The organism is Enorma phocaeensis (assembly GCF_016901575.1).
GTDB lineage: Bacteria > Actinomycetota > Coriobacteriia > Coriobacteriales > Coriobacteriaceae > Limicola > Limicola phocaeensis_A.
In genome coordinates this window covers 216,992-235,676 of sequence record NZ_JACJKQ010000002.1, presented here as the reverse complement: position 1 = coordinate 235,676, position 18,685 = coordinate 216,992, and the positions used below count along the sequence as shown (strand labels likewise).

Sequence of the window (18,685 nt, the reverse complement as noted above, 5' to 3'; positions counted from 1 at the left end):
AACGCATCGATGCTGAGTCGAGGGTGCGCTACCGGTCCAAACCTGCCAGCATGTCGGCAATGCGCCCAGCCATGTCGTCCGCCGCGGCGCGCATGTTGCCGATCCAGGGCGTGAGGGCGGGATCGCCCCCTGCCTCCGCCTCCAGCACGTCGCAGTTTGCCGTCACCGCCATGAGCGGCGGCGCGCCACTTTCCGCCGTCGCTCGCACTTAACCGAGCAACGGCGACCTCTTTTTTCACCGTTGCTCGGCTTTTTTACAAAATCGGGGCCATTTTTGTAACTTTACGTAGATTCGACGAGGCGGGCACGCGCAGACGGATTGCGTGCAGATTGCTGGCGCCGCCCCGGCCCCGAGCGCGGACGCCTGCCATATTGGCGACCCGAACGTGGAAGCAAGCCGTCTATACTCGATGGAGCCGGAGAGCCCCGAACCAAGGAGTCCCCATGCCCCGCACGCCCATCGCAAAGATGTCTCTCTCCAAGATCTATCCCTTGCTGGTTCAAAAGGCCGAGCGCAAGGGGCGCACGCGCGCCGAAGTCGACGAGGTGACCCGCTGGCTGACCGGCTATGACCAAGAGACGCTCGAGCGCCAGATAGAGACCGGGGTCGACTACGAGACCTTCTTCGCTCAGGCACCGTGCATCAATCCCAACCGCACGCTCATCACAGGAAAGATCTGCGGCGTGGACGTCGCCACAATCGAAGACCCCGTGGTACAAAATGCACGCTATCTCGACAAGCTCGTCGATGAGCTCGCCCGCGGACGCGACATGGAAAAGATTCTGCGTTCCTAGGTGGATGATCGGGGACGGGTCCAATCCATCCAAGTGGATGATTGGGGACGGACCCGATCCATCCCATCTGAGCAAATCGGGGACGGGCTCGTTCCATCTCAACGCGCATCGATTTCGCCCCACGGCCCGCGCATCCAAATGAACGAGGAGAGATGCCATGAATCACTCTGAGGTACGGCCCAGCATCCATCCGACCGCGTTCGTCGCCGATGGCGCCGTGGTGTGCGGCGACGTCACGCTGGCAGAAGACGTAAACATATGGTTCAACGCCGTGCTGCGCGCCGACTCGGATGCAGTCGTCGTGGGAGCGGGCACCAATATCCAAGATGGCTGCATCGTGCATGAGGACCGGGGATGCCCGGTCAAAATCGGCAGCAACGTGACCGTAGGACATGGAGCAGTCCTGCATGGCTGCACCGTGGGAGACGACACGCTCGTCGGCATGGGCGCCATCGTGCTGAACGGAGCGGTCGTTGGCTCTGGATGCATCATCGGCGCCGGCGCGCTCGTGACGCAGGGGGCGACGATTCCCGACGGCAGCCTTGCACTCGGCAGCCCCGCGCGCGTGGTGCGAGCCGTTACAAAAGAGGAGCAGGAGCACGCCATCGCCGGGGCACGTCGCTATGTCGAGGAGGCTCGCGCGTATCGCGCACGACAAACGGCCTCCGAGCATGATTGAGCGCGCTACGCTCGCCCCTCCGCTGGCCACGCTCGTGCTGGCGGCACCTCATACGATGCATGCCGGCAGCACGCGTCCCCAAAACCGATCGACGGGCTCAGGCGCTTGCCGCAAGCTCCCGCTGAACGCGTTTGGGAAGCTTCGCGAACACGAGGCGATAGCTCATCTCGCATAAGTCGAGCACAAGCTCCTCGGTAGGACCGTCGGGCGACCCGACGAGATTCAAGTCGACCGAAATCCACGTGCGCCCGTCTGAGTAGTAGCCCGGCAGCACGGCGTTTGGATACTCGGCCCTCAGCTCGCGAATGCGGTCTGGGTCGCACTTGAGCGACAGCAGGTGCCTTCCCGCATAGGGCGGCTTAGCGTCTGGCGCCGCCGTGAATTCGCAGGCGAACTGCTTTCCGCCTACCCACCAGACCATCCATCCCCACACCTCATGCAAGGCGTTCGACGCGCCCGGAAGCGAACCCATCCGCTCACCGATGTTCAATGCTTCCATTCGCATTCCCCGTTCGAAAGATATGGCTACTTCTCGTCTCCATAGAACCCCTCGTCGCTCATGGTCGACCAGGAAAGATACATCTCGCGATAGTTTGCCTTGATAAAGCGCTGGATTATGCGGGCTTCTCGCTCTGACAGAGACCCTCGATGCTGCATGACAGAATCTCCGTTGCTCTTAACGAAAAACTTAGCCGAACCGCCTTCCGTTAATTTCGCGTCGCTCGCATGAACATGCATACACTCAACGATGCAGTGTGCCGTGAAATACAGGTAGTATCCACATACCTTGAAATCGAAGTATTTTGGCATGGCTACACCGCTAAGAAATCGCGGTTACGGCAGTAATACTCCCCTACTATTGACAGCTCTATGTCGTCCATGCTTGTCTCGAGAACCTCTCCCGCATGAGAGAGCACAACGGCACGCGACGGAGCACTCAGATTAAGCACGCGAACAGACCCATCGGTGACGGTGAACGCATATCCATTCACGATCATGTCGGCCGCATCTGCCACCGCCTTGAGCTCGGACTCACTCATAGCTCACCACAACCTCTTTAATAGGTGCCAAAATACGCTTGGCGTCGAAGTAAAGGTTGTTCAGAATCGGAACAAGATCGATATACTCTTCGACCGGCGCTGATGCCCCATCATATTCGGCGTCAACAACAAGATAACCGTTATCCCACTGCTTAATCGAAAGGTAGCGCTTTAAAGCACGTGAGGTTCGGAAACGAATGACATGCGGACCGAACGAGAAGATGGAATATGCGCCCTTGCTACTCAAGCGAGCACACCCCGAAACATCGTTTACCATGTGGCACCTCCTCGCCTCAGCTCACAGTATACCCACGATACAGCCCCATGCCCCTCACTCGCCCTCGCGCCAGCGCTTGAGCGTGGGGGCACCGCTACATCGCGGGCGCCCTACGCACGGACGCGCACGGGGTGCCTGATGACCGTCTTGAGATTCTCTGGCTTTGTGCGACGCGGGTCCCCCAGGTATATCTCATGATGCAGACGGACGGAGGGCACTCCCCCATGCGCATCAAGGGCGTCGAGCACCGCAGCCGCATCGAATGCACCCGTCGCCCTGTGACCGACCGGGGACTCGCCGCCTTCGGCAATATCGGTCTCAAGCCCCTCTTCCTCAACAAATGAAGCCAGCTTTGCTATGGTCGCCGGCTCATCGTCGTACGGCCCGCGATGCATGATCTGCACGCACGGGCCCTCGGCAAAGCGGATCAGACGCATGTCGCCACGATCGAGGGCTCCGGCAAGCTCGGGCTTCTTCTCGGCGAGCATGGCACACGCCCGGGCGAACACCTCGGGCGTCACAAAGTCTGGCTGCCGGATAAGCGAGACCCACGACAACGCGCCCTTGTCGACGATAGCCGTGCCGCTGAAGGCCCCGGCGCCGCTCCACCAGAGCCCCTCAAGCGGCGGGACCACATAGTCGAAATAGCCTTCAGGCTGCCACGAGCCCATCTTGGCCATCTTCACCGAATACGAAAACCCATAGAGCAGCGCGAGCGCCTGTGAATAGGCGCCGCCCTCCTCGTTGGGGTCACCCGTGCCGGCGACCGCGGCAAACGTCATCGCGGGAACCTCGACACGCATCGGTTTCGCCTTGGCTTGGTACAAGTCGCGATACTCTTTTTTGAAGTCAAACGCCATGTCGAGCCCCTCTGCCGCAGACTACCTTGCCGTCAAGCATAATCGAACATAGGTTCTATTTCAAGACGCTGCTCGCCTGCCGGACCTATTCTTCATCGCGCCAGCGCTTGAGCGTGGGGAGCACCGCCCCCAAGAGCGAGGCGCTTTCGTCTATGGTCCAGCCCATCGCCTCCGCCATGCGCGGCGCGCATTCCTCGATCATGTCTTCCATGGTGGTCTCGTAGGTGTAGGCGCCGTCGTCGTAGCACCAGCGGCAGAACTCCTCGGTCTCGGTGCCATCCGCCTCGTGGCCATGCTGACCCGGCGCGGTGAACATCATGCCGCAGCTCTGGCAGTAGTGCTCGGGCATCTCCAGAAGCTCGGTCACCGGCACGTCCAGCGTAAGGGCAATCAGCTTGGTCATATCGATGCCCGGGGTCGTCTCGCCCGTCTCCCAACGGCTCACCGCCTGCCGGGTGATGTAGAGCCGCTTCGCCAAATCCTCCTGCGTGAGCCCTCGTTCGCGGCGCAGACGGGGAAGCACGTCCTTGATTGCCATGGGGTCCTCCTGACCTCGACGCTCTCAGTGTGCCCATTATCAGGCGGCCGCGACGGAGCAGCAAGCAACGCTCTGTTGCGCAGGACGTGCCACCGGGCCGAAACGTCTGGGCAAGGCGGCGCCCCGGGCTACTCCTTATGCGCCGTGGCGACGCACGCCGTAAAGCCGACGCGCTCCCAGCCAACCCGCTTGAACCATGTTCCGAGCAGCTCGCGAAGCTCGGACTCCGAATACATGCGCACGTCGCCCTCGCGGGACAGAGGCATCCATGCGTTCATGATGGCGCGGGCGGGAGCCGGCTGCCACACGTCGCCCACCACGAGCATGCCGCCGCGTCGGAGCACGCGCCACATCTGGAACGCGGCGCGCTTGGGATCGGGGTAGTGATGGAACGAGTCGTTGCAGACCACGAGGTCGAACGATTCATCATGGAACGGCAAGCGCTCGGCGTCCCCCTCGAGAACGTCCGCCCTGCCAGCAAGACGCCCCCGAGCCCGCGCGACCATGGCGCTCGAAAGGTCGATCCCCGTGAGGCGGCATCCCGGAACGGCGTCGAGCAGCCGGCAGGCGAGCGCCCCGGTGCCGCATCCGACATCGAGGATGTGCGGCGCCCGCTGGCCCGAGAACGCCTCTTTGGCGACGGCGACCACCCATGGATACAGCGACCGGGCATGGCTTCCCTGCATGCCGCCGTCGTAGCTTTCCGCCTGCTCATCGAATGCCGCGCGCGAACGAGCCTTCAGCCGCTCCGAGGCAGGTCCGTTTTCTTCATGACTTCCCATCTTCCATCCTTTCATTAAACATTGTTCAATACTTGCATTCGAGAAAAGCCCTGGCTCCATGTGCCAGGGCGGATCTCCTGAGCCGGGGTGCGCGGACGCCTTGCTACCCCGCGTCGGCGCCCCTGCGGAACTCGGCAAGCAGGGCCCCGAAATATCTCCGCGCAGCCTGCAACGCCCGCCCATCGGGCATGCCGGGGCCCGATGCGAGCCCGATGCTCCCATACACCATCATGCTCGCGAGCGTCCCGGCCTCCGGGGCAGCAGCGCCCCGCGCGGCAGCATCCCGTTCAAGCGCCGCCGCCACATGCGCGCCCACCACCTCGCACAGGGCGAGCGAAAGCCGGTCGTGCAGGGCGTCGTTGCCTTCGGCATGGAAATAATCCGCGTAGGGAAACGCATCTTGATCAGCGGCGAGCGCGAGCGCGCGGTCGAGCTGCTCATCGAGCGTCAGCGACCGGTCGTCGAATATCCGGCAGAGGGCCTCCGCGCTCTGGCGCGCGTACTCCTCAATCGTCGCGTCAAACAGCGCCTGCTTGGAATCGAAATAGTGGTAGGCAAGCCCGGCAGCCACCCCCGCCTCGCGCGCGACCGCGCGGACCGACACGTTGTCGTAGCCCTTTTCGGCAAATAGCCTCATGGCGCACGCGAGCAGCTCGTGCCTGCGCTCCTCGGGATTCTTGATGGTACGGGCCATGGTGCCTCCTCACTTTGCGTGCAGGATACACCTTCATTGAACATTGGTCAATATTCGGTTGATTTCAGAATTTGCCTGAGATATAGAATCCCATCTCGCTGACGGCATGGTCGACGTCCTTGTCTTATACATGCCCCACCGGTCCAGCCCGGTCATCAGACTTGTACGCATGGGGTCGCACCGAGAGCTATTTCTGCGTCCGCTACAATAAACCCCCCATGCCACAGAGCCCAGGTAATCGCCCCGTCAGGCCCCAACGCCGCCTTGACGCCCGTTCTCGCGGCGATAGGCGCTCGGGCTCATGCCCTGCCACGCGCGAAACGACTCTGCATAGCAGCTCGCCCCTCCAAAGCCCACCGACAGCGCAACCTCGGTGACCGAGGCGTCGGTATCCCTCAGCAGCTCCGTGCTTTTCCAGAGCCGATAGCGGTTGAGGTAGGCAACGGGCGACATGTTCACAAATCGGGCAAACAGGCGACAGCACGTGCTCTGCCCCACCATCCCCGCCTCGGATATCTGAGCCAAGGTGACGCGCTCGGTGTAGGAGCGCTCTATGAACAGGAGCATGCGCTTCATGGCGTCGAGGTCTCGGTCCCGGCGAGGAAGGGTTGGGACGGGGGATGCGGCGCCTGGAGGTCGACCCTGTAGGATAAAGCGACGCGGACGCGGCAGGTCTGGTGCCGGCGAGACAGGCTAGGGAGCAGACGCGGCAGGTCCGGAATCGACGCGACGAGCCCGGGGCGGGCGCGACGGGTCCGGTGCCGGCGCGACCGGTCGCGTCGCCATCGCTACTGCTCGGCTCGCGCCGGACGAATCCACGCGAGCAGCTCCTCGGCATCCGATGCCGCGAGGTCGCGCAGGGCGATGTCCCCGCTCGCCGCAGTGAGCGTGGCGAAGGTCGCGAGCTTCAGCCGGCGCTGGAAGGGGGTCGCCGAAACCGTCGCATGCTGGATGCGCGTGCGCGGCACGATCTGCATCCGGCGAAGGACGCCACCTGAGACCAGCACAAGGCGCCTCCGGTCGTGCCCGATGCGACTGCCCCGATATCGGAGGACGGCATGCAGCGCCATGCGAATGCCGAGCGTCGCGCCGACGACGGCAAGCAGCACGTCGAGCACGATCAGCAAAAGCCCCCAGACCTCTCCATCAGGCAGGACATGGCCGGCGAGGACGCCGGCGCCGACCAGCGCGCCAAGAAGCAGCGACACCCTGAGACACGTGCGAAACACCAGCCTGCGCGCCGCGGCGGGCGGAAGCCTCACCAGGCTGGACGCGGCGGGCGCTCCGGCAAATTCCGGCGCCATCGCCTCGAGAAACGCGTCGACCTCCGACAGGCGGATAAACGGATGGAGCACCACGCCGTCGGAGGTGGACGACTCCTCGGAAGAACCGATGCTCCCCACCACCGACGCACGCACCTCGGCATAGCCCATGAGCTGGCGAATCAGTCCCTGACGGATATCGATCGCCTGGATGCGCTCGAGCGCCACCGTATGCGACGTGTGGCTGAGCAGTCCCCGCTCGACCGAGATGCGCCCGCCCGCACGCTCTGCGCGATAGCCGGCAAAGCCTACCAGGCTGATGACAAACGAAGCCGCGAAGCCCACCACGAAGGCGAGCGCGAGCAGAAGCACTGCGGCTCCGACAAGCAGGCTCATCGGAAGCGCGGCGACGCCGCCGGCGGCCTCTGAAAGGTTGACCAGCTGGCTTTCCTGCAAGAAGTTCAGCGCCTGGACGATGAGGATGAGAAAGGCCGCCGCCTGCGCCACGACGCGCACCTCTGACAGCGCCGCCATGATAAGCTGGCCGCCGGTGAGGGTGTAGCGGGCGTCCGGGACAGGAGCGGACGCCGCATCGGAACCTGCCCCTGACGAGGCGGCTCCCTCTGCCAGGGGCCGCGAGGCGTCCGCAGGGCCGCTCTCGATGGCGACGGCTTCGGCAGGAGCCCCTGCATCTGCGGCGCCCCCTTCAAGAACCGCGGCCTTGCGACGAAAGAGCTCCTCGCGCAGGGCGTGCGCCATGCCCGCCTGGAGCCCCTTGATGCACGTCGCCTCGCCCTCGGAATCGGCCGCTCCCGTATCGAGGTCGAGCGTCATGAGGCCCAAGACGCGCTCGACCATGCCTGACGACATGTTGACGCTATGGATATGCTCATAGGGAACCTGGAGCTGCCTGGCGTTGACGACGCCGCTGCGCAGCATGATGCCCGCCTCGGTAAGCTCCCACGTACGCGTGCGCCACGCAACGACCGCGCCCAGCATGTTGACCGCTATGATGGCGGCCGCGATGGCGATCACCTCGGGGACCTCTTCGATCCCACCGCCCGCAAGCATCCGGGCGACGGCCACGAGCGACACGCCAAACGCGACGCCCAGACCGCTCGCCGCGCCCGTTATCAGCGAAAGCGCGCTGCCCCGGTGCACGCCCGCAAGCGTCGGGTCCGTCTGCTCGAACAGCGAGCGCTTCGGGTTGGTGAGCCGCTCCGCCTCAAGCTCGAGGCCCTCCAAGGTCACGTCGCGTGCCGGATCGGCCGAAGCGCCCGCTTCCGGCACGTCCGAGGATGCCTGGCCGGCACGATCCGCGACATCCTCGGCCGAGGCGCGTTCAGCATCGGGCGCGGTCGCGTCCGCCACGTCGGGGGCGGCAGGTCCTGCGGATACCCCCAGCTTGCCGTCTTCGACCTTCTCGTCAGCGGCGCCCATGCTACACGTCCTCCTTGGCGAGACGGGCAAGCTCGGCGACGCGGTCGCGCAGGGTGTTGGCATCGTCCGCCTCAAGCCCGGGAATCTCAAAACTCTCCCCCGCCGTCGAGATGCGCACGGCGGCCAAGCCGTTCGCCTTCAGAAACGGCCCCTGCTTCGTCTCGACGTGCTGCACGCGGACAAGGGGCACGATGACGCGCTTCTTTACGAAGACGCCGTGGTAGAGGTCAACCTCGGTGGGCGTGACGTCAAAACGCCAGGTTGCATATTCCACGCGCGGGCTGATCGCCATGTCGGCAAGCTCGATGACCACCAGCGCCGCCGTAATGATGAGCGGGATGAGCAAGGGACCCTCGAACCAGCGGACGGCAAGCGTCGCCGCCGCGCCTACGACCACGGTTCCCGCGATAAGCGCTAGCGAGCTTGCGTACCAGACCCGCAGCATGCGTGGGTCGAGGCGGCGCGAGGGGAACTCCATCGAAAACTCCTCAGAACACAGGCAGGCACTCATTGCTGAGAATGATAACATCGCAGCCCCGCGCCCCATGGGGCAAACGCGCAGCCGCGCCGAGTCGCTGCGCAGCGTTTGGAAACCCGTCCGGCTTTGTCCGGCTCTGCAATAATCTTTGCAAAGTCTACTTGTCATTTATTGCAAAGCATACTATGCTTATATTGCAAAGCTTGCTTTGCATATCGCAATCCGGATGCACCCAGGGTAAGGAGGACTATGAGGAGCCGTATTCGTGAGCTCAGGCGTGCGCAAAAGCTCAGCCAGGCTGAGCTCGCCGACGCCGTCGGCACGACGCGCCAGACCATCACCTCCATCGAGGTGGGCAAATACACCGCGTCCCTGCCGCTCGCCTACAAGATCGCCCGCTATTTTGGACTCACCATCGAAGAGGTCTTCGACTTCTCGGAAATCGACGAAGAACTGTAAACGCCACATACTGGGCAGCCTCGCCGCGCAGCGCGCCACAAGATGCGCCGCGCAAAAGACGACACGCCGCTCGAAGGGAGATGCAACCACCATGACCACCATGAACGCCCTGCGCGAAGATGCCAGCAGACGCCTCCGCCGCGAAACCGTCTCGGCCGCAGCCATCTGCCTCGTGCTCGTCACGGGAGGCGCGCTCACCGCAACCGAGAACCTGCCCGCCCTGAACGGCACCACCAGCACGTCGGCCTTCCTCTTGGGGGTGGTGATGGGGCTGTGCGCCGTTGCAGCCGTAGCCACCCTCAAAAGCATCGTGGACCTTCGCCGCGCCCTCTCCGACGACCGGGAGCTGCGGCGGCTCCATGCGAAGGAGAACGACGAGCTCCAAGCCCACATGGAGCGCGAGGTCGCACGAACGTTCATCCAGCTCATGCCCGTGCTTGCCGTGATCGCCATCTTCGTCGGGGCGCTCGTGAGCCTCGAGGCCATGGCGGCAGTTGCCGCAACGCTCGTGTTTCTCTCGGTGGCGCTGCTCATCGTGAAGGCCTCGTACAAGATCCGCCTGAAGGGCGACATCGATGGCGGGGAGGAATAGCAGGCACAGTATCTTCTAAACTATATTATGAAGTTTTATTATATACTTCTAACTATAGTTTAGAAGTTAGGAGCGAAGTCATGACAGCTGCCGATGTCACGGCTCTTGTGCGCGAGCGAATGACAGAAACCATCCCATCCCCCTCACCTCGCAAGCACATCATCCGCGAGCTCCCCGAGCCCGCGCGCTTCAACCTCGTTCACATCATTACCGGTATGCGCCGGTGCGGAAAAACGTTTTACCTCTTCCAGCTCATGCAGTCGCTGCTCGCCAAGGGCGTGCGACGCGAGCGCATGCTCTACTTCGACTTCTCAGACGAACGTCTGAAACCCTTAGACCGCAACATCATGCAGGCCATCGTAGAGGAGTACTGGAGGCAAGTGCCCGAGGCGCGCGATCAAGGGTGCTATCTCTTCCTCGACGAGGTCCAAGAGATTGACGAGTGGCAGGGATTCTGCCAGCGCATTGCCGAGCAGGAGACCGTCACCCTCGTCATCACCGGCTCCTCTTCGAAGGTCTCGTCCTCAGAGATAGCCTCCTCTTTCCGCGGGCGCTCCCATGTCCACGAAATGTGGCCGCTTTCGTTTGCCGAATACTGCTCGTTTAACGGCATCGCGATTCCAGACGCAGAACAGACAGCATTTTCCCCGAGGGAAGCAACGCGCTACGAGAGCGCCTTCGACGATTATCTCCAGTGGGGAGGCTTCCCCGGCATCCAGCAACGACCTATCGGCGACCGCATCGAGCACTTGCAGGGCTACGTCCGCGATGTGGTCGCGCGAGATGTCGCCGAGCGCTCCGGGCGAGGAGACATCTCGCTCACGATGCAACTGGCACTGTTCGCCATCCGCAACACAGCTTGTGAGCTTTCGTCTAACGATCTGTCGAAGCGCCTTACGGAGCTGGGCTACAAGGCGTACTGGAACAAGGTGACAAAGCTGCTTGAGCTGCTGCAACAGGCATACCTCATACATTACCTACCGGAATACACCACCATGTTAAAGCCAAACACGACCGCAGTGCCCAAGGTGTATGCCGAAGACCACGGCCTCGCCATGGCGGTTTCGCGCGCCAGCCAGCAAGACCACGGCAAGCGCCTGGAAACCCTGGTATACCTTGAGCTGCGACGTCGATTCTCTGGCAGGAGGACCGACGCCATCTCGTCCCTTTCTGTACCCGACGGCTCGAACGCGAAGGTCGATTTCATCACGGGCGATGCGCTGGGACTCGACCCCTACGAACTGATCCAAGTGTGCTTCGATATGAGCGCCGAGCGAACGAAGAGGCGCGAAATCGGCTCGCTCGAAGCAGGAATGCGCTTCACGCATTTGAGCGAGGGGCTCGTCCTTACGCTCCGCGAAGAGGGCGTCGTTCAAACAGATGCGGGCACCGTTCGCATCATGCCGACCTGGAAGTGGTGCTTGCTGCCCCATGAGTTTACGGAGGGACGAGCACAGGACTGGGATTTGAGAGAACAGCAAGCACAGCAAGTGTATGTACACTTGCTGAAAAGCGGTGCTTGCCATACCGGAGTGGCTTGCTGATTAGCAAGCACATCCGGTGTGGCCACACACCGGAAAAATGACGCTCCGGGCTGTCTGCCGAAGCGCCATTTTTCTATTTTGGGATAGTCCCAAACCCTTAAGCTTCAGCCTTTATCAAAGGCACTCTTGTTTACCCAAAGTTTATCTGGGTTTTACTTTCAAATGGTGGCAACCTTACTGCTTGCAATATATAAGAGACTTGAATGATTGTATACATAGCCGAAAGGAGGAGCGGCTCGTGGACAATTCGACGGCATTTTGGAGTATCATATTCCCGACGCTTCTGCCTTTTATCCTGATTATCGTTTTCTTCCTGCTGTGGCGCGTCATAAAGTGGCTGGAACGACGAAAGTGGAAGCCGATAACAGCCCGTGTCCTGCATATTGAGACAATTGACAAAAAGGATAGCGATGGCGTTTTAGAGCCGCGAAAGTACAAACTGGATCTTGTTTTTCAATGGCAGGGTATAGACTGGTATCGAAGCTGGATATTCCCCCGTATATACGATCTTCCCAAAGTGGGTGATATTCTTCAGCTGCGCTATCATCCGAAGAAGGAGGATTTCCGGCTCGTCATGAGTGCGGCTGAGAAACGGGAATACAGACACGCTCGTGTGGTAACTTGGTTGTTTTTGGTTATGATTGTTACTCTGCCAGTATTGATTAGTTTGGCGTGTTCACATTTGCCACAGGGATTTTCCCTTTCCGAAATGTCATTGTGTTTGTTTTGCGCGGTGCTGTATCTCGTTATATTCTGGATCCGGCGTTTTGTCGGCACTCATCGCTCCCGCCGTAAAATCGAGTTGGGAGAGCTACGGCCTATCACCGCTCAGGTTCATGGATTCCGCAAAGACAGCGAGGGTGATGTTTACGCCTTTTGTGTTGTCAGAGTCAATGGCGAGGAAAAAGAAGTCACCCTGCCCATTATCCATGGCAAGCGTTATGAAATTGGCCAGTGGGTTACACTTTACTTAAATCCAGAGACTGGTGATGTATTGGCCTTGCCCCGAATGGATACAAACGGCTAAGGCATTGTACCTCAACGAATCATGTTCCTATCTGTGATAAAGGGCATACACTATGGACGATGATAGAATTAATCAAGAAAAGCACAACTGCAAATCAGAGAAAAAAGGGATAAAACTATTTGTTTTGTCGCTTGTAATCCTTTTTTTCTTACCTATTACTGCCTTTGCAGTATTGGATTGGTTTGCGAGTTCCGATGCTCTTGCCATCGGAATTACAGGATACATACAAACTGTAATTGTCAATGGCGTTTTGGGACTATTGGCCGTGATTATAGCCCTCGTTTCTATGGTAAAACTGGCTCAGCCAAATAAATCGTTCAAGCAAATAATTGGAAGAACGGTTGTAATCATTGTGTGTGTGGGTGCTGCTTTTTTCCTTGTCCGCCCTCTAATCTTGGATATACCCTATCTCGAGCACCCGGAAGCCGCCTATTTGGAGCGGCTGGAATTTGAATATTCGCGAGGGATCGGGGACTATGGTTCGGACGACTATTATCTGCGCGGCGTAGATATGACCGGCGAGCGGCATTCCTTTGAAATCAGTGAAAAGAGGTACGAGGAAGGGCGCGCGCTGTGGGGCGGGAACGACTACAATCTGTTTGCGAAAGTCACCTACCTGCCGCACACCTCCACCTTGATGTCGCTCGATTTTATGACAGAACTCGACGCGTCAGGGGCAGAATTGTACCCACCATCCCCTGAACTCCCGAATGATTGGGAAAGTTTTTCAATCCAGATCAATGATACGGTTTATACATTACCAGTTCCCCTTGCGGCTTTCCTTGACGATGGGTGGGTGATTTCCGAGGAGGATGCCGGGCTTTCTCTGGCTGGCGCGGAAGGCCCGTATGCGTCCTATGAATGGGAATGGGTCTCGTTGACCAATAACCACGAGCAGGATATCAGCGTCTGTGTCTTCAACACCACCGAAAGCACGATCCCTGTCGCCGAGAGCACGGTGGGAGGTATTCATGTCATATATGGTAACTACGACTTTTCCGGTACGGAACTACGCATTCCCTGTGGGTTGATGCTGGGATGGTCAACCAGAGAAGATGTATTAAAGCTGTATGGTCAACCAAACGATAGCTTTGAGGCAACCTACGGTGGATATAGCTTGAAATACGAAATTGATAATCCTTATGATCCGGCGTCTTGGAGACTTGGTTTTGATGACTCAGGCATTCTAGACGATGTCATGGTACACCATCAGGCATATTTCCGTTCCGATTGACGGCATAGAATAAAGGAGGGACTGATGGGTGACGCTTTCAAGGTTTTTCGGCTCGCATATCACGATATGTATCCCGTGGGGACCATTTCGAGGTCATCAATGACGTTTAGCCATGACCCGAACTATCTTTCCGCGGCCTGGGCTACGCCGCTTTCGTTTTCTCTCCCCCTCTCAAATCTCCCGTACAAGCTTGATGCGTTTCAGCCATATTTCGAAGGTCTGCTACCCGAAGGGGAGGCACGACGCGCCCTGGCGGGAGAACTCAGAATTCCAGAGCAGGACTGGCTCTCTCTCCTGGCGGCTTGCGGTAGAGATTGCAAAGGCGATGTCGTCGTTCGCAGCGAAGACGACCAGGAATCGTTTGACACGCATGGATATGACGCCGTCACACAAAACGACCTTGTCAAGATGTTCATCGACCGACCGAGCCGCACATCAGAGTTCGGTCGATCCGGCGCCCGCCTCACGTGAGCGGGCGCCGGACGTTGCTACTCCCGATCGAGCAGCTGGCCCAAGGCCACGGGGTCGTTTTCGCCGAGCGGCGTCACCACGGGCTTGCCCTCAACGTCGACGAGCACGGTGATGCCGCTGCCGCCCGTCATGTTGGACGACATCAGCAGATAGTTCACCCCTGTCTGCGTGTCGACGATGATCTTGCGCACGTTGGTCACTCCCTGGGAGTACACCTCGACGAAGCGATCTTGTGCCATTGCGGTTCCTTTCTGAGACGGTTGCAAAGCTATCGTTCAAACATGTTTGATTGATACCGATGTGAGCGGCAGGCGTGATGGGACGACATGCGAGGCGACGCCGTGTGGCGAGATGCGCGGCACATGACAAAAGCGCTAGTTGCCCAGAAGCCGGGAGATGATGCCGGCGGCTCCCCATCCGCAGCAAAGCCCGACGACGATGGCGAGAACGGTGAGCAAGACCCGCCGCGCGACCCAGTGCTCGCCGGCGCGTTGGTTGTAGCGGCTGTTCACGTCGGGGTCCTCGCCCGCCAGATACGCCTCGACCGATTGGTAGGCATACAGCTGGTTGTCATGCCGCATCTTGTCGATTTGAAACGCGGCGACCGATGCGGGGATGAACAGCGCCGCGCCAACAGCCACGATGCATGCGGTGTCAAGATCCAGGACGATGCCTACGATCACCCACGCAAGGCAGGCAAGGCCGAATGCCGCCATGACGATGCCGAAGCAGTGCATCCTCTTTGATCCCGCGGCAAGGGCCTCGCGCATCTCGGGCGAGTCTTCCCTCACCATGGAGTCGATGCTCACGCCAAATAGGTTGCTGAGCAGAAGCAAGCTCTGTACGTCAGGGTAGGTGCGGTCGGTCTCCCAGTTGGATATGGTCTGCCGCGACACGAAGACCGCGTTCGCCAGGTCGGTCTGGGACATGCCCAGCCGCTCGCGATGTTGCTTGATGCGCTTTGCGAGTTCCACGCGGCCCCCTTCCGGCTTGTGCAATTTCGAACCGCGGAAACTGTAGCATCCAAGTGCTTTTACGGATACCACATTGGGCGAATAAGGGCTGTCAAAAGTTTTTGGCAGCTACGGTGAGCTGGTGTTTTGTGACGAGTGGAGGGGTTGGGGCGGGTTGTAGGGACAGAGCAGACGCTCGCGGGAACGGGTACTTTTTGGCGCTTGAGAAACCGCCTTTTACCTGCGCGTTCTCACCTGCTCTGTGACAGTGGCGGCATGCCGTGCGCCAGGCCGCGTCATAGGCGGCAATCACCGATCTCGCGCGCCGCACTTCACAACGGCGATGCCTCTGAGCTGGCAAAACCATCCCGATGTAGATATTGAATTGGAAGATATGTAGGCCCCATGACGATTTTCTTCAAGAAGGGCGCTCGCCCGTCCTATGAGGGCCGGCTATGCGCGCCGCACCGGTATCCAGATCTCGCTATACGCGGTGCCGTCATCGCGGACTCTGCTAAACGAAACCATGCGGAAGCCGTCGAGCGCATAGGGCGCGCTGCCAAGCCATTCGGCGTATATGCGCGCCGTCGTCTGCTGCATGTCCTCGGGAAACGGACCGTCGCTCGGAAAGATCGCCCATGTGCCCGCCGCGGCCTCAAGCGTGGCAAGCCCCTCCCCCACCTCAGAGGTGGGCGCCGTCGTGGCGACGCCGACAAGATGCGTGAGCATGCCCTCTTCGCGTTGGAAATCGGTGTCGGAATCCCATGAGACGTTCAGCACCTCGCGCGGCAGCGGAGCGTCCGACAGCTCCATCAGGCGATGCATCTCGTGGCGCTGCCCAGGCGTTATGGACTGCACGAGATCGGCTATCGCGGGGTTTTCGCCCTCGAACTGCATGGGCACGCGTGCCGAGACTCCAGCAAACCGAAAACCCGGTATCTCCGCAATCCTGTACTCCAAAGCCAGCCTCCTCAGACGCGCGCCTGCCTGACAACGATGGTACGCCTTTGCCGTCCCACGCGACATGCTGACAGCCTACCCGTTGGACTAGTGGGGAAAGATGAGCACACCGAGAAGGATTGCGACGACCTTGCTGCGGCGCTCAGCCTACTTCCCAAAGCAGCCCTTCTAACTTCCAAAGCATGTCGTCTCGGTACTTCCGCACCATGTCGCCACTGTACGGGCTGCCCTCGCGCCGGTCGATCTCGCTCTGGATATAGGAGCGCTGGTTTCTGGAAGCCGAGGCGAGATAGTCGCGCAGGACGCCGTACCCGTCTTCGCCGTGGTCTTCGGCGAGCGCAAGCAACCGCACCTTGGCGAAGTGCTCCACATCGAGCGTCATGACGAGAAGCAAGTCTCGCAGCATGCGATCGGTGTTCGAGAGCAACCTAAGCTGGCCGAAGTCGAGCCCGACATACTTGCCGTCGAGGCCTCCACCGACATGTTTGTCGAAGTTCTTGCGTTAGGCATAGATGCGAAAGAACTGGCATTTGGCACGCAGGTGCCCTGCCGCATCGGCCTCGGAGCAAAGGTAGAAGGTGATATCCTTGTCCTTCATGTGGGCGATTTGCTGGTCGACAGTGAGCAGAGGCTTGACGTGGGCGGGCTGCGGCTGCCGGCCACCTTGCGGTCCGGGCCGGCCATAGGCGCCGGAGGGCTGGCAACCCTGCCGCTGAATGGATGTTTCAAGCTGTTCGGCATTTGCGCGCTGGGCATGCGGATGCGAACTCTCTTGTCTCGTGTCGACGGTCATGAGCCTCCTTCGGTTTCTTGAAGGTCATTCTACCAGCGGGCATGCTGCGTGCGGGGACTCGCGCGAGCTAATGCGGTCGCTGCCCGATGCGGGTGCGGGATGGGCGGCACGCCGCCGATAAGAAGAAGGTTTCCATGGCCGGGAGGACGTGCGGATACGCGCGGGTGAAAACGCGAGGGCAGAGCCTGGAAGGACAGTTGGGCGCATTCACCGCGTTCAGGGCGGACGAGGTATTCGCGGACAAGATGCGTGGCAAAGAACTCCGAGCAACCGGAGCCGCGGAGGTTAATGGGAACGCTAAGAGCGAGCGGATGCCGCAACGAAACCATGTGGAACCGTCAGGTGCATATGCCACGCCCATGCCAAAGGAAGGCCTAGGCCCTATTCCGTCGAGTAGTACGGGCACGCGCCGTGGAGGCACGCGCCGTTTGCCTCGGATACTGCGCAGGCAGGGCTCTCGTCGTCAAGCGCGAGGTCGGTGCCCAGCTCTCGGTTAAACCACGGGACCGCCGAGCGTACCGCTATGCGGGCATCGCGCTTGCAGCAGCGCGGCGCGCCGGCATGCGCTATATGCTGCAATATGTCGGCGACCATAAGCTGGCCTTCGCTCCAGCCCTCAGGCCGAAGCGGGGCGTTGCCCGCCCTGATGGCAAACGCCATGCCGCATGAAGCGGCGGCGCCGCAGACGCCCCATTGGGCACAGGCGGCGCCAGGCACGCACGACCCGCGCCGTTCAAGCTCGGCGAGCTCCCTTGCCAGCGCGTCACGCTCCGCGGCGTCCTTCTCGCCCGCCCGGGCGCAGGTGAGAAGCGCCGTGCCCACAAGCACATGGTGCACCGGTCCAAACGCCGGACACTCTTTATGTGCCATCAGCGCCTCGAGCAGCCTTGCCGGGTCGTTTCCCTCCCATGCAAGACAGGCCTCAAGAATCCACGTGCTTTGCATTGCTCCCCCTTCGCCCGCCGCGACTTCTTGCCATGGCGTCATCTGGATATAGTATATATTGATATATATCGATGTGTTATACCAAATTGACGATTGTCGATGTATTGAGGAGCATACGCGCCAAGATGAGCAGCCTTCCCGTTGTCGCCTTTGTCTGCACGCACAACGCGTGCCGCAGCCAGATCGCAGAAGCCGTTGCACGCGCCTGGGCGGGAGACGCCCTGTCCCCCTGCTCGGCAGGAACGCACCCTGCGAAGCGCATCAACCCCGACGCCCTTCGCATGCTTCGAGACCGCTTTGGCATAGATGCCTCGTCCCAGAAGCCCAAGCCGCTCGGCGAGCTGCCCCGCGTCGACGTTCTCGTCACCATGGGCTGCAGCGTCGGCTGCCCTGCGCTTCCCGCGCGGCATCGGGAAGACTGGGGGCTCGAGGACCCCACCGGCAACGGGGACGAGGCGTTTCTCGCCACCGCCGACATGATTGTCGAGCGAACCATCGACCTCAAGGAGCGCATACAGGCAGGCTGCCTGGACGGAAGCGTCGAGCTCACGCGGCAGCTCACGGCGCGGCGCCTCAAGGCCCTCGCCGACCCCACGCGCCTGCATGTCATCCAGCTTCTCTCCCAACAGGGAGAGCTCTGCGCATGCAAGCTGCTCCCCCATCTTGGAGTAGGCCAGCCCACGCTCTCGCACCATATGACGCTGCTCTGTCGCGAGGGGCTCGTCATTCCTCGGAAGGAGGGCCGCTGGACGCACTACCGCCTTAATCGGTATGCCTTTGCCGCCCTGCGCGACATGCTGCCGGCCTGCCTGCCGGACTAGCGGAGGCGAAGCTCCGCGGGCGGCATCCTCACAAGCGCCTG

Annotated in this window: 27 protein-coding genes; 9 read left to right on the top strand and 18 right to left on the bottom strand. The window is 60.7% G+C overall.

Going from position 1 to position 18,685, the window contains the following annotated elements:
• Window positions 1-28 precede the first annotated feature (28 nt).
• Window positions 29-172 (bottom strand): hypothetical protein, encoded by a 144-nt coding sequence (locus H6A15_RS02800; RefSeq protein ID WP_204672173.1) that lies wholly within the window; start codon window positions 170-172, stop codon window positions 29-31.
• A gap of 272 nt (window positions 173-444) precedes the next feature.
• Between H6A15_RS02800 and H6A15_RS02795 the strand changes: the two genes are divergently transcribed.
• On the top strand, window positions 445-795 hold the full coding sequence (locus tag H6A15_RS02795; protein WP_204672172.1) for a DUF2200 domain-containing protein: 351 nt from the start codon (window positions 445-447) through the stop codon (window positions 793-795).
• Window positions 796-952: 157 nt separating this feature from the next.
• Complete coding sequence (locus H6A15_RS02790; protein WP_204672171.1) at window positions 953-1,474, top strand: gamma carbonic anhydrase family protein; 522 nt, start codon at window positions 953-955, stop codon at window positions 1,472-1,474.
• A gap of 97 nt (window positions 1,475-1,571) precedes the next feature.
• Here H6A15_RS02790 and H6A15_RS02785 read toward each other — a convergent pair whose 3' ends face one another.
• The 11 genes from H6A15_RS02785 to H6A15_RS02735 form a co-directional block, all read right to left on the bottom strand.
• Complete coding sequence (locus H6A15_RS02785) at window positions 1,572-1,973, bottom strand: MmcQ/YjbR family DNA-binding protein (RefSeq protein ID WP_204672170.1); 402 nt, start codon at window positions 1,971-1,973, stop codon at window positions 1,572-1,574.
• 26 nt (window positions 1,974-1,999) lie between these two features.
• On the bottom strand, window positions 2,000-2,284 hold the full coding sequence (locus tag H6A15_RS02780; RefSeq protein ID WP_204672169.1) for a DUF4160 domain-containing protein: 285 nt from the start codon (window positions 2,282-2,284) through the stop codon (window positions 2,000-2,002).
• 2 nt (window positions 2,285-2,286) lie between these two features.
• The gene (locus H6A15_RS02775) at window positions 2,287-2,514 is read right to left on the bottom strand and encodes a DUF7723 family protein (protein ID WP_204672168.1); all 228 of its coding nucleotides are present in this window, start codon (window positions 2,512-2,514) and stop codon (window positions 2,287-2,289) included.
• A complete protein-coding gene (locus H6A15_RS02770; protein WP_204672167.1) occupies window positions 2,507-2,791 on the bottom strand; it encodes a DUF7724 family protein in 285 nt (94 codons plus the stop codon). Before H6A15_RS02770 ends, H6A15_RS02775 begins: the two co-directional genes overlap by 8 nt.
• 110 nt (window positions 2,792-2,901) lie before the next feature.
• Entirely contained in the window at window positions 2,902-3,651 is a 750-nt protein-coding gene (locus tag H6A15_RS02765) for a GyrI-like domain-containing protein (protein ID WP_204672166.1), read from the bottom strand.
• An 85-nt stretch (window positions 3,652-3,736) separates the two neighbouring features.
• Window positions 3,737-4,189 (bottom strand): zinc ribbon domain-containing protein, encoded by a 453-nt coding sequence (locus tag H6A15_RS02760; RefSeq protein WP_204672165.1) that lies wholly within the window; start codon window positions 4,187-4,189, stop codon window positions 3,737-3,739.
• A gap of 128 nt (window positions 4,190-4,317) precedes the next feature.
• Entirely contained in the window at window positions 4,318-4,971 is a 654-nt protein-coding gene (locus H6A15_RS02755) for a class I SAM-dependent methyltransferase (RefSeq protein WP_204672164.1), read from the bottom strand.
• A gap of 103 nt (window positions 4,972-5,074) precedes the next feature.
• Window positions 5,075-5,665 carry a TetR/AcrR family transcriptional regulator gene (locus tag H6A15_RS02750; protein WP_204672163.1) on the bottom strand — a complete coding sequence of 197 codons (591 nt, stop codon included), beginning with the start codon at window positions 5,663-5,665 and terminating at the stop codon, window positions 5,075-5,077.
• Between the two features lie 246 nt (window positions 5,666-5,911).
• A complete protein-coding gene (locus H6A15_RS02745; protein ID WP_204672162.1) occupies window positions 5,912-6,241 on the bottom strand; it encodes a helix-turn-helix domain-containing protein in 330 nt (109 codons plus the stop codon).
• 212 nt (window positions 6,242-6,453) lie between these two features.
• A complete protein-coding gene (locus H6A15_RS02740) occupies window positions 6,454-8,367 on the bottom strand; it encodes a PH domain-containing protein (protein WP_204672161.1) in 1,914 nt (637 codons plus the stop codon).
• Window position 8,368: 1 nt separating this feature from the next.
• Entirely contained in the window at window positions 8,369-8,845 is a 477-nt protein-coding gene (locus tag H6A15_RS02735) for a PH domain-containing protein (protein ID WP_204672160.1), read from the bottom strand.
• 249 nt (window positions 8,846-9,094) lie between these two features.
• Between H6A15_RS02735 and H6A15_RS02730 the strand changes: the two genes are divergently transcribed.
• From H6A15_RS02730 to H6A15_RS02705, 6 genes are all read left to right on the top strand, one after another.
• The gene (locus H6A15_RS02730) at window positions 9,095-9,304 is read left to right on the top strand and encodes a helix-turn-helix transcriptional regulator (RefSeq protein ID WP_019127722.1); all 210 of its coding nucleotides are present in this window, start codon (window positions 9,095-9,097) and stop codon (window positions 9,302-9,304) included.
• A gap of 91 nt (window positions 9,305-9,395) precedes the next feature.
• A complete protein-coding gene (locus H6A15_RS02725; RefSeq protein WP_204672159.1) occupies window positions 9,396-9,896 on the top strand; it encodes a hypothetical protein in 501 nt (166 codons plus the stop codon).
• A gap of 80 nt (window positions 9,897-9,976) precedes the next feature.
• Window positions 9,977-11,440 carry an ATP-binding protein gene (locus H6A15_RS02720; protein ID WP_204672158.1) on the top strand — a complete coding sequence of 488 codons (1,464 nt, stop codon included), beginning with the start codon at window positions 9,977-9,979 and terminating at the stop codon, window positions 11,438-11,440.
• Window positions 11,441-11,678: 238 nt separating this feature from the next.
• Window positions 11,679-12,467, top strand: coding sequence for a hypothetical protein (locus H6A15_RS02715; protein ID WP_204672157.1), 789 nt, complete (start codon window positions 11,679-11,681; stop codon window positions 12,465-12,467).
• A gap of 52 nt (window positions 12,468-12,519) precedes the next feature.
• On the top strand, window positions 12,520-13,701 hold the full coding sequence (locus H6A15_RS02710; RefSeq protein WP_204672156.1) for a phage holin family protein: 1,182 nt from the start codon (window positions 12,520-12,522) through the stop codon (window positions 13,699-13,701).
• A gap of 24 nt (window positions 13,702-13,725) precedes the next feature.
• Window positions 13,726-14,172 carry a HipA N-terminal domain-containing protein gene (locus tag H6A15_RS02705; RefSeq protein WP_204672155.1) on the top strand — a complete coding sequence of 149 codons (447 nt, stop codon included), beginning with the start codon at window positions 13,726-13,728 and terminating at the stop codon, window positions 14,170-14,172.
• A gap of 17 nt (window positions 14,173-14,189) precedes the next feature.
• Here the strand turns inward: H6A15_RS02705 and H6A15_RS02700 are convergent, their stop codons facing one another.
• The 6 genes from H6A15_RS02700 to H6A15_RS02675 form a co-directional block, all read right to left on the bottom strand.
• On the bottom strand, window positions 14,190-14,411 hold the full coding sequence (locus H6A15_RS02700) for a DUF6440 family protein (RefSeq protein ID WP_204672154.1): 222 nt from the start codon (window positions 14,409-14,411) through the stop codon (window positions 14,190-14,192).
• A 135-nt stretch (window positions 14,412-14,546) separates the two neighbouring features.
• Window positions 14,547-15,146, bottom strand: coding sequence for a helix-turn-helix domain-containing protein (locus tag H6A15_RS02695; protein WP_204672153.1), 600 nt, complete (start codon window positions 15,144-15,146; stop codon window positions 14,547-14,549).
• Between the two features lie 432 nt (window positions 15,147-15,578).
• Entirely contained in the window at window positions 15,579-16,085 is a 507-nt protein-coding gene (locus H6A15_RS02690) for a GyrI-like domain-containing protein (RefSeq protein ID WP_204672152.1), read from the bottom strand.
• 142 nt (window positions 16,086-16,227) lie between these two features.
• Complete coding sequence (locus H6A15_RS02685; protein WP_239462294.1) at window positions 16,228-16,491, bottom strand: hypothetical protein; 264 nt, start codon at window positions 16,489-16,491, stop codon at window positions 16,228-16,230.
• Window positions 16,492-16,587: 96 nt separating this feature from the next.
• Window positions 16,588-16,878, bottom strand: coding sequence for a hypothetical protein (locus tag H6A15_RS02680; protein ID WP_204672150.1), 291 nt, complete (start codon window positions 16,876-16,878; stop codon window positions 16,588-16,590).
• Between the two features lie 381 nt (window positions 16,879-17,259).
• On the bottom strand, window positions 17,260-17,823 hold the full coding sequence (locus H6A15_RS02675; protein WP_204672149.1) for a DUF5714 domain-containing protein: 564 nt from the start codon (window positions 17,821-17,823) through the stop codon (window positions 17,260-17,262).
• Window positions 17,824-17,948: 125 nt separating this feature from the next.
• Between H6A15_RS02675 and H6A15_RS10525 the strand changes: the two genes are divergently transcribed.
• On the top strand, window positions 17,949-18,644 hold the full coding sequence (locus H6A15_RS10525) for a metalloregulator ArsR/SmtB family transcription factor (protein ID WP_204672148.1): 696 nt from the start codon (window positions 17,949-17,951) through the stop codon (window positions 18,642-18,644).
• Window positions 18,645-18,685 lie beyond the last annotated feature (41 nt).